This window comes from Zymobacter sp. IVIA_12111.31 C1, assembly GCF_047495495.1.
Classification (GTDB): domain Bacteria; phylum Pseudomonadota; class Gammaproteobacteria; order Pseudomonadales; family Halomonadaceae; genus Zymobacter.
Genome location: NZ_CP179930.1, coordinates 1,550,476 through 1,565,438, shown reverse-complemented (window position 1 = coordinate 1,565,438; position 14,963 = coordinate 1,550,476). Strand labels below are relative to the sequence as shown.

General features: G+C 57.3%; 12 protein-coding genes. 7 read left to right on the top strand and 5 right to left on the bottom strand.

Annotation, left to right across the window (positions count from 1 at the left end):
* Positions 1 to 78: 78 nt before the first annotated feature.
* The 3 genes from ACMHYW_RS07020 (at position 79) to prfC (ending at position 4,580) form a co-directional block, all read left to right on the top strand.
* Complete coding sequence (locus tag ACMHYW_RS07020; RefSeq protein WP_414499297.1) at positions 79 to 1,320, top strand: pyridoxal-phosphate-dependent aminotransferase family protein; 1,242 nt, start codon at positions 79 to 81, stop codon at positions 1,318 to 1,320.
* Positions 1,317 to 2,555, top strand: coding sequence for an allantoate amidohydrolase (locus ACMHYW_RS07015; protein WP_414499296.1), 1,239 nt, complete (start codon positions 1,317 to 1,319; stop codon positions 2,553 to 2,555). The genes ACMHYW_RS07020 and ACMHYW_RS07015 overlap by 4 nt, the downstream gene beginning before the upstream one ends.
* Before the next feature lie 411 nt (positions 2,556 to 2,966).
* A complete protein-coding gene (prfC, locus tag ACMHYW_RS07010) occupies positions 2,967 to 4,580 on the top strand; it encodes a peptide chain release factor 3 (protein WP_414499295.1) in 1,614 nt (537 codons plus the stop codon).
* A gap of 148 nt (positions 4,581 to 4,728) precedes the next feature.
* Here prfC and ACMHYW_RS07005 read toward each other — a convergent pair whose 3' ends face one another.
* Positions 4,729 to 5,775, bottom strand: a complete 1,047-nt coding sequence (locus tag ACMHYW_RS07005; protein WP_414499294.1) for a ribonucleotide-diphosphate reductase subunit beta — start codon at positions 5,773 to 5,775, stop codon at positions 4,729 to 4,731.
* 223 nt (positions 5,776 to 5,998) lie between these two features.
* Here ACMHYW_RS07005 and ACMHYW_RS07000 point away from each other — a divergent pair, with 223 nt between their 5' ends.
* The 3 genes from ACMHYW_RS07000 to ACMHYW_RS06990 all read left to right on the top strand — a co-directional run bounded on the left by ACMHYW_RS07000 (position 5,999) and on the right by ACMHYW_RS06990 (position 8,200).
* Positions 5,999 to 6,583 carry a YdcF family protein gene (locus ACMHYW_RS07000; protein ID WP_414499293.1) on the top strand — a complete coding sequence of 195 codons (585 nt, stop codon included), beginning with the start codon at positions 5,999 to 6,001 and terminating at the stop codon, positions 6,581 to 6,583.
* A gap of 173 nt (positions 6,584 to 6,756) precedes the next feature.
* Positions 6,757 to 7,260: a large conductance mechanosensitive channel protein MscL gene (mscL, locus tag ACMHYW_RS06995; protein ID WP_414499292.1), complete on the top strand. Its 504-nt coding sequence runs from the start codon at positions 6,757 to 6,759 to the stop codon at positions 7,258 to 7,260.
* Between the two features lie 127 nt (positions 7,261 to 7,387).
* Entirely contained in the window at positions 7,388 to 8,200 is an 813-nt protein-coding gene (locus ACMHYW_RS06990; RefSeq protein ID WP_414499291.1) for a TatD family hydrolase, read from the top strand.
* Here the strand turns inward: ACMHYW_RS06990 and ACMHYW_RS06985 are convergent.
* Positions 8,175 to 9,287 carry a Gfo/Idh/MocA family protein gene (locus ACMHYW_RS06985; RefSeq protein ID WP_414499290.1) on the bottom strand — a complete coding sequence of 371 codons (1,113 nt, stop codon included), beginning with the start codon at positions 9,285 to 9,287 and terminating at the stop codon, positions 8,175 to 8,177. The two genes, ACMHYW_RS06990 and ACMHYW_RS06985, sit on opposite strands and share 26 nt — an antisense overlap.
* A gap of 235 nt (positions 9,288 to 9,522) precedes the next feature.
* On the opposite strand from ACMHYW_RS06985, the gene ACMHYW_RS06980 reads away from it, so the two are divergent.
* The gene (locus tag ACMHYW_RS06980) at positions 9,523 to 10,350 is read left to right on the top strand and encodes an ABC transporter substrate-binding protein (RefSeq protein WP_414499289.1); all 828 of its coding nucleotides are present in this window, start codon (positions 9,523 to 9,525) and stop codon (positions 10,348 to 10,350) included.
* A gap of 375 nt (positions 10,351 to 10,725) precedes the next feature.
* Here ACMHYW_RS06980 and ACMHYW_RS06975 read toward each other — a convergent pair whose 3' ends face one another.
* The 3 genes from ACMHYW_RS06975 to cadR form a co-directional block, all read right to left on the bottom strand.
* A complete protein-coding gene (locus ACMHYW_RS06975; protein ID WP_414499288.1) occupies positions 10,726 to 12,510 on the bottom strand; it encodes an Svx/AvrXca family virulence/avirulence protein in 1,785 nt (594 codons plus the stop codon).
* 807 nt (positions 12,511 to 13,317) lie between these two features.
* A complete protein-coding gene (locus ACMHYW_RS06970) occupies positions 13,318 to 14,274 on the bottom strand; it encodes a YgfZ/GcvT domain-containing protein (RefSeq protein ID WP_414499287.1) in 957 nt (318 codons plus the stop codon).
* Positions 14,275 to 14,456: 182 nt separating this feature from the next.
* Positions 14,457 to 14,909, bottom strand: a complete 453-nt coding sequence (gene cadR, locus ACMHYW_RS06965) for a Cd(II)/Pb(II)-responsive transcriptional regulator (protein ID WP_414499286.1) — start codon at positions 14,907 to 14,909, stop codon at positions 14,457 to 14,459.
* Positions 14,910 to 14,963 lie beyond the last annotated feature (54 nt).

Here is a 14,963-nt window from a genome sequence, read left to right as displayed (position 1 = left end):
GCTGTTCTGTCGTTTCTGAAGCCCCGTGTTTTCCGGAACGATGACGTTTACTGAACAATAAAAAGGAGTGTGTGTTTCATGAGCCGTACGCTGCTGTCTACCGTCAATCCTCCTCATCGCCTGCTGATGGGCCCCGGTCCGATCAACGCTGATCCTCGCGTATTGCGCGCAATGTCGTCACCGCTGATTGGCCAGTACGACCCGGTCATGACGGACTACATGAATCAGACCATGGCGTTGTACCGCGACGTGTTCCGCACTCAAAACGAGGCTACGATGCTGGTGGATGGCACCTCGCGGGCCGGGATCGAGGCCGCGCTGGTGTCGCTGATTGAGCCGGGTGACCGCGTACTGGTGCCGGTGTTCGGGCGCTTCGGATTGCTGCTGTGCGAGATTGCTGAGCGCTGCCAGGCCGAAGTCATTCGCCGTGATATCGAGTGGGGGCAGGTGTTCACGCCTGACGCGATTGAGGCAATGCTGCGCGAAACGCGACCCAAGGTGCTGGCGTTGGTTCAGGGCGATACGTCGACCACCATGTGTCAGCCACTGGCCGAAATCGGTGCGCTGTGTCACCAGTACGGTGCGCTGCTGTATACGGACGCGACTGCATCGCTTGGGGGGAATGCGTTTGAGATGGACGCGTGGGAAGTGGATGTCGCGACGGCCGGTCTGCAGAAATGCCTAGCAGGGCCGTCCGGTAGCTCGCCAATTTCGATTTCACCGCGCGCTGTCGAGGTGATCCGTCAGCGCGCCAGCATTGAAGCGGGTCTACGCGGTGATGCCGATGCTGCAATCGCCGCTAATCATATTCGCTCGAACTACTTCGATCTGGGGATGATTCTCGATTATTGGGGGCCATCACGCCTCAATCACCATACTGAAGCGACCAGCATGTTGTACGGTGCCCATGAATGTGCGCGGTTGTTGGTCGAAGAGGGCATGGAGGCGGCAGTAGATCGTCACCAGCTGCATGGCGATGCCATGGTGCAAGGGCTGAAAGGACTGGGGCTGTCACTGTTCGGTGACCTCGATCACAAAATGAACAACGTGGTTGGCGTTTATATTCCTTACGGCGTGCCCGGTGAAACGGTGCGCCAGACACTGCTGAACGACTATGCCATTGAGATCGGGACCTCGTTTGGCCCGTTGCACGGCAAGATCTGGCGTATCGGTACCATGGGCTACAACGCGCGCAAGGATACCGTATTGACGACGCTGGCCGTATTGGAGCAGGTGCTGCGTCAGGCGGGAGCGCGCGTGGTAGCAGGGGGCGGCGTAGGCGGTGCCAATGAGGTGTATGCGCAAGGAGGCCGCAGATGATTCACGATGCTGCATCCGCGATGCAGGCATGCGATCGGCTGGCGGCGATATCCGCTCGCAGCGATGGCATTGAACGCGTCTATCTTTCCGATGAACATGCACGGTGCCATGCCCTAGTGGCGCCGTGGTTCGAAGCGGCGGGACTGACGACATGGCAAGATGCGGCGGGCAATCTGTGTGGTCGCATGGAAGGCGCATCCGATGGGCTGCCAGCCGTGATGCTAGGCTCACACCTTGATACGGTGCCCTGCGCCGGTCGCTATGACGGCATCCTCGGTGTGATGATCGCGTTGGCGGTGGTGGCACGTTTCAAGGCGGCACGCCATACACTGCCGTTCGCGCTTGAAGTGGTCGGATTCGGCGATGAGGAGGGGGTTCGTTTCGGCAGCACGCTGTTGGGTAGCCAAGCCATCGCCGGTGGCTGGAACGCGAGGTGGTGGGGGCTGGAGGATGCCGAGGGCCTCACGCTGGCCGAAGCGTTCACGTCCTTTGGGCTTGTGCCTGAGCGGATCGCTGAAGCTTCACGGCGGCCCGACGCACTGGTTGCCTACTTGGAAGCGCATATCGAACAAGGGCCTTATTTGGAAGCGCAAACGCGGCCGCTGGGTGTGGTCACGGCCATTGCTGGCGCTCGGCGCTTCGACGTGGAGTGTGCCGGGCATGCAGGCCATGCTGGCACCACCCCAATGACGATGCGCCAAGATGCCCTGTGCGCTGCGAGCGAAGCGGTGCTGGCCATTGAGAATGCGGCCAGAAAGCACGGCTGTGTCGCTACCGTTGGTAAGCTGGATACCGTAGCCGGAGCCGTCAACGTAGTGCCGGGGCTTGTCCGTTTTAGCGTGGACATCCGTGCTCAGGACGATACCCTGCGCGATCAGGCATGGGCCGAGATCACCGCTGCTTTTGAGTCTATTGGCGCGGCCCGCCGTGTAGCGTTTTCAAACCGAGAAACGCACTGTGCGGCAGCAGTAGAGTGCGCCCCCGGACTACAAAACGCGATTGCTCGCGGTATTAGCAGTGTCACGGGGAAAAAGGAACCACTGAGGCTGGTTAGTGGTGCAGGACACGATGCAATGGCAATGGCGAACCTCACTGACGTTGGCATGCTGTTCCTGCGCTGTGCAGGCGGTATCAGCCATCATCCGGACGAGTCGGTGCTGGAAGAAGACGTTGCGCTGGCGATTGACGCGATGGTAGCGACGGTCAGCGCACTGGCAGAGACCGACTCCGTGTGAGGGCATAACGTTCAAGGGCGGCCACTCGCATCCTATGCATAGGCCGCCCAACGTGAACATCTCGGCGTATAGGGTGTTGACGCGCTACTGTTTGCTATTCAAAGCATGGTTCATAACCCCAATACCCACGTCAGAAGGGATTTCAAACCACAAAATTGCGGTACAAACCTTCTATTGTAAAAAGGGCAAAAGTAATCACCCTGGTTATGAAACAGTCTCTTTGCATCCGATGTGGGTGTGTGGAAGAAAACGACCATAGGGCGACGTGGGCGCGCTGGCGCTAACCTGCGTATGGCTAGACGTCTTAGCGACATTAACCTGTGTGAGCACTTCTGGCTTCCTGTACAATGCTGTGCATTCTCGATACGCAGTGCCGGATGAACCGGCGTAGTTCAGATAATGAGCACAAGCATGAGTACAGATTTCGAATTTTTGAAGCAAGGCGACAGTGAATGTGCCCAAGAGGCAAGCATTCGCAGAACGTTTGCCATCATCTCCCACCCCGATGCCGGTAAAACTACCCTGACCGAGAAGCTGCTGCTGTTCGGGAATGCGATTCAGGTGGCCGGTGCAGTGAAAAGCAAGCGCGAAGCGCGCCATGCCACGTCTGACTGGATGAAGATGGAGCAGGAACGTGGTATCTCCGTGACCACGTCTGTGATGCAGTTCCCGTACAAAGGGCGCATCGTCAACCTGCTGGATACACCCGGACACGAAGACTTCTCGGAAGATACCTACCGCACGCTGACGGCGGTTGACTCCGCGCTGATGGTGGTCGATGCCGCCAAAGGTGTCGAGGAACGTACCATCAAGCTGATGGAAGTCTGTCGTCTGCGTACTACGCCTATCCTGACCTTCATCAACAAGATGGACCGTGAAACCCGCGATCCTATTGAAGTCATGGATGAAATCGAGACGGTACTGAACATTGCCTGTGCGCCGGTCACGTGGCCGATTGGGATGGGGAAACGGTTCAAGGGCGTCTATCACCTGATCAACGACACGATCCACCTGTATCAGACCGGTCAGGGGCACCGCATTCAGGAAGATCAGCGCATTGACGGTATCGACAATCCCGAAGTGGACAAAGTGCTGGGCGACAGCATGGCTCAGGAGCTGCGTGATGAGATCGAACTGGTGCGCGGCGCTTCCCATGAGTTCGATCTTGAAGCCTACCGTGCAGGGGATCTGACCCCCGTATTTTTCGGTACGGCCATGGGTAACTTTGGCGTTCGTGAAATGCTGGATGGTTTCGTCGAGTACGCTCCGCCGCCTCAGACCTATACCACCGATACGCGTGACGTCGAGGCGGGCGATGAGCGTTTCAGCGGTTTCGTGTTCAAGATTCAGGCGAACATGGACCCAAAACACCGCGACCGCGTGGCGTTCCTGCGCGTATGTTCGGGCAAGTACGACCGCAACATGAAGATGCACCATGTGCGCATCGGCAAGGACGTGAAGATCGCTGATGCGATGACGTTCATGGCCGCTGACCGCAGCCATGTCGAAGAGGCGTGGCCTGGCGACGTGATCGGTCTGCACAACCACGGCACGATCCAGATCGGGGATACCTTCACCGCCGGTGAAGATATGCGCTTTACTGGCATTCCGCACTTTGCGCCAGAGCTGTTCCGCCGCGTGCGTCTGAAAGACCCGCTGAAGGCCAAACAGCTGCAGAAAGGGTTGCAGCAGCTGTCCGAGGAAGGGGCCACTCAGGTGTTCATGCCGCTCGACAATAATGACCTTATCGTTGGGGCGGTTGGGGTGCTGCAGTTCGACGTAGTCGCGCACCGCCTGCTGGAAGAGTACAAGGTCGATTGCATCTACGAGGCCGTCAATGTGACGACGGCGCGCTGGCTCGACGGCGATGAACGTAAGCTGGATGAGATGAAGCGCAAGACCAGTACCAACCTGGCAATCGACGGTGGTGGTCACCTGACCTATCTGGCGCCGACGCGCGTCAACCTGCAGCTGACGGAAGAACGCTGGCCGGACATCACATTCCGCACCACGCGCGAACACTGATATACCGTTATCTTGCCGTCAGGCAGCGTAACGCGTAACGACGGAAGCGGGAGCCACTGTGCCCCCGCTTTTTTTCTATTAACGGTCAATTATAAGACCACCCTTACCGGTAGCGTTGGTGCGATGGCGTGCGGCCGGATCATTACGCCTACAGGCTGTCGAAATCGTTCTGTCCGTTGGTCTTCTTGTAGCTGGCGTTGCGCTGTTCGAAGAAATCGGTCTTGATCTCGGTGAAGTTATCCGCGTAGGCCCGAATCCACGGCATGCCGTTGTCGGTGGCTTCATCGTAGAGCGGTTCGATACCCAGCATTCCCGCCATCTTGTTAGCGCGGTACTTCACGTAGGTCAGCATCTCCTGCACATCAATGCCGTCGATGTCCGTCAGCACTTCCGATGACCACTGCGTTTCGAGATCAACGGCGTGGCGGAAGGCATCGCGCGCATAGTCCGCCAGTGCGTCGGTATTCAGGTGTCGCTGTTCACCCAGAATAGCGCGCACCAGTTCCGTGATGAATTTGGTGTGCGCCAGCTCGTCGCGGTTGATGAAGCTGATGATCTTGCCTGTGCCGGTCATGCGGTTCTGGCGTACCAGGTTATAGAAGAAGGCGAAGCCAGAGTAGAAGTTGATGCCTTCCAGTATCGACGATTGCAGCAGCGCCTTGACCAGCGTATCCGGTGTCTTCTCGGACAGAAATTCATCGTAAGCCGCCATGATGGGCGCATTGCGTGCCACGATGGTGGGGTGCGTGCGCGCCAGTTCGAATACGCGTTTCTGATCGGCAAGACCGGTGATCGACGACAGCACATAGGAATAGCTCTCGTTATGGATAGCTTCCTGCTGAGCGATCATCGACGCATTCACGTGAGCGGCATGCTCGGTGACATAGTCACTAATGTTGTAGATCAGGCGCGTCTGTGGCGAATCCAGCGTCGCCAGCAGGCCGATGATGGCATCGAACGCATAGCGCTCCTTGGCGGGAAGATCGTGATACTCCTTGGCGTCGTCCTTCATGTCCACTTCATCGGGAATCCAGTAGTTCGTCGACAGTTCTTGGAACGTTCTGAGGAAGGAAGGGAACGGTGTTTCATCGAGCGGAACACGATGCCGCTGACCGTTCAGTAACCGTGACGTTGAGGTACTTAGAGACGGTTGAAGGATTTTGATCTGGCGCTGATGACCCGATATGCCTGACACGAATACACTCCTATTTAATAATTTAACCTGAGTTAAAATGATACACATAGGTGTAACTGTCTTCAATTGAACGACCTGTTTCTCTCGTCGAACGAGCAGCAGCATGGTGGGCTTTTCTAGCCATAGTTACCGCATTCGATATCGCTATGCGATTGATTTAACGATACTGTGACGGCAATAGTGTGTATGCCAGTGTGAGGCTGTGATGAGAATGAGAGGGAAAGTGTTGGCCCGTGTCGCGCTCGGTATGATCGGGGCACTGATGCTGTTGGTGCTAGGCGAACTGACGGCGCTACTGTGGGCGGGATTTCGCGATGACATTACCCATAGCGATGTCGGCATCGTGCTGGGGTCTAGCGTGACGGCGGCCGGGGAACCCTCGCCGCGCTTGCGGGCGCGGTTAGACCGTACCGGTGAACTGTGGCAGGCCGGTGCGTTTCCAGTGGTGATCGTCAGCGGCGGTGTCGAACCGGAAGGGTGGGATGAAGCGGCGGTTATGGCACGTTATCTTGAGCAGCGTTGGCAGATACCGCCCACGGCCATCCTACTCGATCCGACAGGCAATACCACCCACGATACTGCATGCCACAGTGCAGTGTTGATGCATCAACGAGGCTATCGCAGTGCACTGGTTATCAGCCAGTACTTTCATATTGCCCGTAGCCGTGACGCCTTACAGCGTGCCGGTATCTCTGACGTACATCACGCCCACGCCTATTTCTTTGAGTCACGCGATATCTATTCGACAGTGCGTGAAGTAGTGGCGTGGCCGGTATATCGCTGGCGTCATACCGATGCGTGTGATTAGTGCATATGCTGGCCGTATCTTATCGTGCAATTGTCAGTGACTTCATGGGGATACTGAGGGCAATATCGCAAGATCATGCTATGGTATGAATGTCGCAGGCGGCCTGTACGTCTGCGTTGTCGCGCCTATAAGCAGGCCGTTCAATGGATTATGAGGGAGTGCAAGGAGCAGCTATGGCCAGTCAATTTCTGAAGGATTTTCGCAAGTTTGCCGTCAAGGGCAACGTTGTCGATATGGCAATCGGTATCATCATCGGTGCCGCGTTCACCAGCATCGTCAACAGCCTGGTGAAGGACGTTTTGACGCCCATCATTGGCCTGTTCACCGGTGGCCTGAACTTCGACAATATGTTCGTCGTGCTTCGCGAGGGTGCTATTGCAGGACCTTATCCGTCACTGGACATCGCTCAGAAGGCAGGGGCAGTCACCATCAACTACGGTAACTTCCTGAATGCGGCGATCTCCTTCATCATTGTAGCGTTCGTCTGCTTCATGCTGGTCCGCATGATCGGCAAGCTGCAGCGCAAGGAAGAAACCGAAGTCAAAGCGCCGACTACCAAAGAATGCCCGTTCTGTGCGTCGACCATCCCGCTCAAAGCTACTCGTTGCCCGTCATGCACGTCAGAGCTGGGTAGCACTGCCGGTACGATGGCCGATAGCGAAGCCACACAAGGCTAATAACAATACGTCTATCTCTTGTCATAATGAAAAAGCCCGCTACCCACGCGGGCTTTTTCATGTCTGAATAAAGGTGATTTTCCACAAGATTATAGCTAGACCGGAACACGGCAACGATGAGGACGGTATGGATGACCAGAGTCATATGACGGCATATCACGATCATCACTGTCATCTGGATGCGGTGGCGTTCGACGATGATCGGGATGATGTCGTGGCGCGAGCACGAGCGTTAGGCGTGACGCGCTGTACGCTGGCGGCGACGGTGCGGGAGCACTGGCCGCGGGTGATTGAGGCAGCACATCGCTACGGTTTCGATTATCAGCTAGGCCTGCATCCTTACTTCATGGATCAACACCGCCTAGAGGGAGCCGATCGTGATATCGATGCCTTGGCTGATCTACTGGCGGTGCGCCCGCGGGATCAAGCGCTGGTAGGCATCGGGGAGTGCGGTGTCGACAAGCGCTTTCCTGAGACACTCGAACAGCAATGGGCGTTATTTGAGGCGCAGCTTCAGCTGGCGAAGGCCTATCGGCTGCCGGTCGTGATTCATTGTGTGCGACTGTACGATGAGGTGGCAAAGCGGCTGCGGGAGCTGCAGTTACCCGCAGGGGGGATCGTGCACGGTTTCATCGGTAGCGTGCAGCAGGCCCAGCGCTTCGTGGCACTCGGGTTCAGAGTGGGCATTGGGGGTGCCATTACATGGCCGCGCAATGAACGGCTGCGCCGCGTGGTAGCGGCACTGCCAGCAGAGGCTATCGCATTGGAAAGCGATGCCCCTGATATGCCGCTGTGGTGGCCTGAAACGCAGCGGCCTGAGTGGCTGCGTAGCCACAATGGACGGGACCGCAACGAACCGTGCATGGTAGCGCGGTTGGCAGAACAGATCGCTGTGCTACAGGCTGGCGATGAGGCTAGACCCCCTCGTTCTCCTGAGTGACGACGTACAGCGCTTCCGGTGGCTGTACGGGCGGCAGTGCGCGGGCTTGAGTCGACAGGATGCGCTGTCGGCGCTGACGTGTCGGTAGCGATTGGGGCAGCCCTGTCTGCAAGGCGCGTTCGATGGCCTCCAGTATGACGACATCAAACAGACCTTCCTCTCCATCTGGCTCCGGCGCGATGCCGTGCTGTAGGCAGTCGATAAAGTAACGGAGCTCGCCACCGAACTGGTCGTGCGGGCCGTGAGCGTAGTCGAAGCTCTGACCGTGGCGTGTCAGGCGATAGGCCAGTATTGCGTCGGGGCCGAAGGTAAAGCAGGGTGAGGCACTGATAGTGCCTTCTGTGCCCACTAGTGTGAAAGTATCGACCGATGCGCCGGCAAAGGTTGTACTGAAGGTTGCGATGCGCTGGCTGGGAAACGTCAGCGTCACCGTGACGGTATCGTCGAAACTGAAGTGGCGGCCCGGTGTCCGCACACCCTGCGCCGTGACCTTGATTGGCTCTTCATCGAACAGGTGACGCACTTCGTTGAGCGGATAGATGCCCAGATCGGGTACCGGCCCTGACCAGTAGCCGTGCTTGGCACGGTGGTTGTCTTCATCGACATCCTGCCCAAACGCTGCTGTATACATGACGGGGCGGCCCAACTCGCCGCGGCGAACGCGCGCGATCATCTCGACGGTGGTGGGTTCCTGATGAAGGCGATAGGCCACCATCAGTTGCGATCCGCTATCCTGCTGGGCCTGCATGATGGCCAGACAGTCGTTGACACTGGTCGCCATCGGCTTTTCCAGCAGCACGTGAATGCCTCGCTCAAGGGCGGGTACGGCATACTGGCGATGAAGAAAGTTCGGGGTCGCGATGTACACCGCATCGATGGTGCCGGACGCCAGCAGCGCATCATAGTCGTCGTAGCTGTAGCAGCGAATGTTGTAGCGGTGCCCCAGCGCCTCAGCCTTACGCGGATCGCCCGTTACCAGTGCGACCAGCTCGGCATCGTCGAGTTGTGCCAGCGCTGGAATGAAGGCAGTTTGGGTGATCTGTCCGCCGCCGACGGCGGCGAAGCGTATCGTCCTGCGCGTTGCCATTCTCTAACACTCCTTTTCGTTGAGCATTTCAAAGCGAGATGCGGGGTGCGTTTTGTGTCGATAGGGCGTATGACGGTCATATCATGAGTGCGTTGCCATTGCTTTTACCATAGAAGTCCAGTAGGAAGATGTCGAAGGCCTCAAGGGACTGTGCACGGTCGAAAAAAGCAGGTAGGACGCTGTGCCAGCGCTATGCTTGATAGCCAAACGGTCATTACTGCTCAAGGAGGATGCTATGACCCTGAATGGCCTACGCGCCGCGCTGTGCCGCACGCTGAGTGTGGCACTACTGGGCCTGCCCGCTGTGGCGCAGGCCGAACTGCCGCTGACGACACCGGGAAAGCTCACGATCGGCTCAGACCTGACCTATCCGCCGTATGACTGGGTGGATAAGCACCACCAGCCTCAGGGTATCGACCCGGAACTGATGACATTGATCGCCCGCGAGCTGAATCTAGAAGCGGATTTCCATGACACGCGTTTCGTTAGCCTACTGCCTGGGGTGCGTCGCCAGCGTTTCGATGTGGCGGCATCAGTGATCACCATTACGCCTGAGCGTTTGCAGACGGTGGACTTCATTCCCTATCTGAAATCGGGGGAGGCGTTGCTGGTGCGGCATGATATGGCAACGCCGCCGACAAAGGCCGATGCCCTGTGCGGTCATAGCGTGGCCGTGCTGGAGTCGGCCGCTTGGATTCCTCAGCTTGAAGCGCTGTCCGGTCAGTGCGTGCAGCAGGGGCAGAACGCGATCCAGATCCGCACCTTCGATACTAATCCTCATGCCACGCATGCGTTGACCTCGCGTAACGTCGATGTGCAGCTGATCGACAGTGTGATGGCTGAGCGGGTAGTTGAGCAGCTCAAAGGGGCCGTGGTTATCAGCTCTGACAGACTGCTCTATACCGAAGTGCTGGGTATTGCCGTCAGCAAAGAGCGGCCCGCATTGAAAAGCGCCATTGAGCGTGCGTTGAACCAGTTGAGAACCAGTGGGGAATACCAGCGTCTGCTGCAGCGCTATGGCGTGGAGGCGGCACAGACCGGCGATCTGCCAGAGGCTCGATAAGGCGGAGGCACTGTGTCTTAGGTTTCAGGTCTCAGGTCTTCGATAGGTCTAAAACGTTGGTGGCTGTTAAGAGACGGTTTCATAACCTGGGTGATTACTTTTTCCCTTTCTGCAATAGAAGGTTTCTACCGCAATTTTGTGGTTTGAAGTCCGTTCAATGACATGGGGATAGGGGGTATGAAACAGGCTCTAAATAAGTCACTGCCTGCCAAATAAGAAAGACCGCACCGCATCATTCTTCGCATGCGGTGCGGTCTTTTTATTGCGCGGTGGGTATCCGGTTGCTAAGGACATCCGCTGTGCTATGGGTAGTGCACCGGCGCTCTGTCCGAGAGAGACTACGATGACCTCGTTAGCCTATCTCGCCCTAGCGGCCTACGGCTGCTGGGTGACCTCCGGCACGGGCTGTGTCAGGTTGGCGCCGCTGTGTGCATCGGTGATCGTGGTCGCATCGGCATAGCCGTAGAACACGCCTTTGCTTGGAGAGGCGCCTGCCTGTGCTTCCATATCACCACGGAATTGAGCTGTTCCTGACAGCGTCACCGGGGCAAAAGCACCGATGCCTTTGAACACGGTGTAGGCCTTGGCGTTGCCCTTAACCGTTGAACCGCTGCGCAGCACTGTCAGCGCACCGATGACGCCATTGTCCTGTATCGTTCCGCCTGCCACCGTGGCGTGATCCTCGACGCGCGCATGACCGAGCACGTTGCCGCTGAGCACGCGGGCATTAGGGCCAACGTAAGCGGTGCTGTCCACGCGGGCTCCCTCGGCGACCCAGCCGCCACCATTGGTATGGCGATGCCCTTTGAACGTAGGCTGTGACGCATTGGGTTGGTGGCCTTCTGGATAGGCATTCTTCAGTGTAATGCGCCACGGGTAGCGGTAAACGCTGTAATACGGCTGATCCCATTGGATCTTGTGTGGCGTGCTTGGGGTGCCCATCACTACTAGATAGACCTCTTTCTCATCGGATTTAAGCCCGAAGTGGAGGCTGGCACGGCTGCCATGGCGAAGCACACTGTAGCGTGCCTTGCCGCTCTGGCTGATCGCGACCAGACCCCAGCGCCAGTCCGAATCGGGGGCGGCGATGCTCGTTGGCTCATTGGTCAGGCCGGCAAGCTTCGATACGGCAGGGGTGGTCTGTACCAGCCCCTGAAAATCGACGTCGATCGACTTGGCACCTGTTGCCGGAATCAAGCGCACCAAATTGTAGCCCCAGCGCTGCGGTGCCCAGGCAAAAGGTACTTGATAGCCGCCAGAGCTGTTTGCAATGGTGTCGAGCGAGGTCAGGCGCAGGGCGCGGTCGAGGTTACCATCGTCGTCGGTGGCCGAAGGATCGAACGCGTGGTTGCTGCCGTACTTCTGACGGTACAGCGCGCCCTGATCGCTGCCGTCGGGGTTGAGGTAGTCCCAGTTGACGTTATGGCGTGCCCATTCACCGAACACATCGTTCAGTTGCGATTGAGACCAGCCCATGTTGTCGCGGATCACGGAAAAGGGATCGGCCGTGGCCGTGCGGGTATCACCATCTTTGGGGGCCTTTGCCCATAGATCATTGATGATGCCGTAACCGTAGCGATCCTTCAGATATTCCATGAACTGCCAGTTGCAGTAACGATCGCGTGTCGACCCCAGATACAGGTGAGGGTAGTTGACCAGCATTTCCGAGCAGTGAACCTCACTGCCGTGAAACTCGTCCATCTGGTGTGCCATCCAGTTGGCGTGTGATTCCCATATCCAGCCTGAATAAGGAGAATTGCGCATGCCGCCCGTGCTGCCTTGCAGGGCGTGAGTGAACTCATGCGCCAGTCCCCAGTGATCGGCCAGCGCTGGTGCGGCGATCCACATGCCCATCCCACCACTGCTGGTAACGCCACCGCTCAGTCCAAACGAGGGGTCGATATGCACGCTGACTTTGTACTTGGTGGCCGACTGACAATAGGGCGTAGGAAAGCCTATACGTTCGATGAAGGTAGACCAGGTCTTTTCCAATTGTTCACCGGCCGCGGCAGCCGTAGCTGCCGTCACGGCATTACCCGACCATCGGAAGGCAAAGTGCGCAGTTTCGTAGCGTACCGACGGCATATCGGTATCGTTGGGGTTGGCGACCCAGTGACCATCGACGCATGATGACGTTGCCGCATGGGCAAGGGAAGCCATGCTAGCCAGTCCCATGCATAGCCCCAGTCGCATCGTTAGCGAAGAAGCCTGTCTGGCACAGTGAAACGGGTAACGGATAAGCGTGATTATTCTCATCGTACATTGACCTTATGATAAGCAGTAGCGTAGTGCTGCACTTGTAATGAGTCGCCACATCACTACCGGAAGGCAGAGATAGGCGTCGTATAAAGCGCTGTTATCATATGGTAAAAGTTATGAGTGTCAGTTAATTATGAGTTGTTGTTTCGGATATTAAATACATTAACTTTAAGGTTGTGTTTGATTAAATAAATCATAAGTCAAAAGAAATAATGATTGTTATTGCACGTATCGTTTTATAATAAAGTAACTAAATAAAATGACTGATATAAGTGCAAAAGCCTGTCGCTGTGGGCCTGCATTGCTGTGGCGAGTGAGGGCGATAATGGCTATATCCTGTATGGGCTGTGGGTTGGAACGCTGCGTTCTGTGCATCTTGATAGCGCAAGGCATCGTTTTGGCCGAGTTCGATAGGGCTGAGATGAGAAAGGCATTCGCTGTTGGTAATGCTGATAGGGGTGACTTTCTTATCTCGATAACTCGGCATTGATAACGTTCTGGTGAGGATGAACAAAGGCTGGGCGCACAAAAGAGTGAAGGATAGTCTGGAGAGACAAAGGGCATCCCGAGATCGCATGGTCATAGCGTGCGGAGCAGGGTGAGGGTGTCTTCGCGCCATAAAAAGCCTTCACGCTTGGCATGAAGGCGTCGGTTATCATTCGTGAGTGGAAGGTGCGCTTTGGGCTTGATGCGCTTAGCGTTCGGGGATCATGCCGTGGCGGCGATCGACGCGATCAACTCTTCAGGGTCGCGGCGTTCGATGGCGTACGGCAGCGCAACGGCTGTCACGATGTCGCCGTGGACGCTGAGCGCTGGCATCTCTTCTTTCTGGCTAACGACGGCCAGCAGCTCCCAGCCTTCGCTGACGCTCGGTGCCACGGCCAGTATGGTGCCAATATCGCGTTCTGAGGTGCTGTCGATGACGCTATCGCCGACGCATGGAGCTTCCAGCGTATCGGCCGCGCACAGGTGCATCAGGCGCCTTTTTACTTGGCCGCGGAAATGTGCGCGTGCCACCACTTCCTGCCCGGTGTAGCAGCCTTTTTTGAAGCTGATCCCCCCCAGCGCTTCCCAGTTGATCATCTGTGGCAGCCAAGCATCGCTTTGCGAGGCCTGCAGCCATGCGATGCCAGCATCAATCTGCAGGCGCTGCCAGTCACCCTGTGCCAGCGTACTGCTGTCGACGCGGTAGGGGCATTCACTGGTGCCAATCCACACCAAGCACGCTTCGCCTTCTACGCGTAGCAGATAGCCAGTGCCACAGTTGACCCAAGCACCTGCCAGTGTGGCGGGCAGCGCTGCGGTATAGGCCGTCAGTGCCGTAGACGACGCGTGGATGCCCTGCAGGATGATATCGGTGCGAACGGTCAGCGTCGCCTTGTAGAACACGATGTACTTGCGCAGATGCTGTTCCAGCACATCAACGATGGAGGGATGCATGATGAGCCAGTAGCGCTCGGGTTCTGGGCGGAAGATACGCGTATTGGCCACCATGCGGCCCTTGGGTGTGCAGAATGCGGCCAAGGGCGCGAAGGCGTCGTTGGCATGTGCAAGCTGCGCTGTGCACTGGCCTTGCAGAAAGCGTTCTGCATCCTTGCCAGCCACTTCGAGAATGGCAAACGATTCAAGGGGAGCGGTAACGGCGACGGTATCTGCTTCTGACATGATAAACCTCTTCTCTAGGCAAGAGCGGCCGCGAAGGCCCTCTCGATGGCGCAGTGCCAATAAGGACGATAGCGTGCAGCGTACCCTATTTTCCGACGCACTCACATGAGCGCGGCATGCTCAGCACGATAGCGTTTCGCTATTGCCTAAGCCATGTTGCGTGGCCGACGGTGACCAGGAGCTCAGTGTACGCCGCCTAAGTGGCCGGTCGTGCGAAAGGCGGCCTGATCTTTATCCTCGCGGGGAGCGGTCAGTTCCTGAATGATGGCGCAGTCATCCACATCACGGTCGGCACTGCAGATAGTGCTGAGCGCCTTGAGCTGATGCTCCAGTTGCTGCAGCTCGGCAATGCGGTGGCGGACGTGGGCCAGATGCTCGCTGATGATGGCGTCGATGGGGCCACAATCCTTGCCGTGGTTGTTCATCGCATGCAGCAGGGCGCGGATCTCCTCATGGGTCATATCCAGTGCGCGGCATCGGCGGATGAACAGTAGCTTCTCTAGATGAGCTGCGTCGTAGTGCCGGTAGTTGTTCTCGGTGTTGCGGCGCGGAGCCTGCAACAGCCCCTCCTTTTCGTAGTAGCGCACCGTTTCGATCGGGCAGCCTGCCTTGCGTGCCAGTTCACCAATCTTCATGTCCGTTCCGCCCTCGCTTGACCCTGTAGTTAGATCAGGGTTTCTAATGGCGCA

Coding starts and splice junctions, on each gene's coding strand:
- ACMHYW_RS07020 (WP_414499297.1), top strand. CDS start 79: ATGAGCCGTACGCTGCTGTCTACCGTCAATCCTCCTCATCGCCTGCTG.
- ACMHYW_RS07015 (WP_414499296.1), top strand. CDS start 1,317: ATGATTCACGATGCTGCATCCGCGATGCAGGCATGCGATCGGCTGGCG.
- prfC (WP_414499295.1), top strand. CDS start 2,967: ATGAGTACAGATTTCGAATTTTTGAAGCAAGGCGACAGTGAATGTGCC.
- mscL (WP_414499292.1), top strand. CDS start 6,757: ATGGCCAGTCAATTTCTGAAGGATTTTCGCAAGTTTGCCGTCAAGGGC.
- ACMHYW_RS06990 (WP_414499291.1), top strand. CDS start 7,388: ATGGATGACCAGAGTCATATGACGGCATATCACGATCATCACTGTCAT.
- ACMHYW_RS06985 (WP_414499290.1), bottom strand. CDS start 9,287: ATGGCAACGCGCAGGACGATACGCTTCGCCGCCGTCGGCGGCGGACAG.
- ACMHYW_RS06980 (WP_414499289.1), top strand. CDS start 9,523: ATGACCCTGAATGGCCTACGCGCCGCGCTGTGCCGCACGCTGAGTGTG.
- ACMHYW_RS06975 (WP_414499288.1), bottom strand. CDS start 12,510: ATGGCTTCCCTTGCCCATGCGGCAACGTCATCATGCGTCGATGGTCAC.
- ACMHYW_RS06970 (WP_414499287.1), bottom strand. CDS start 14,274: ATGTCAGAAGCAGATACCGTCGCCGTTACCGCTCCCCTTGAATCGTTT.
- cadR (WP_414499286.1), bottom strand. CDS start 14,909: ATGAAGATTGGTGAACTGGCACGCAAGGCAGGCTGCCCGATCGAAACG.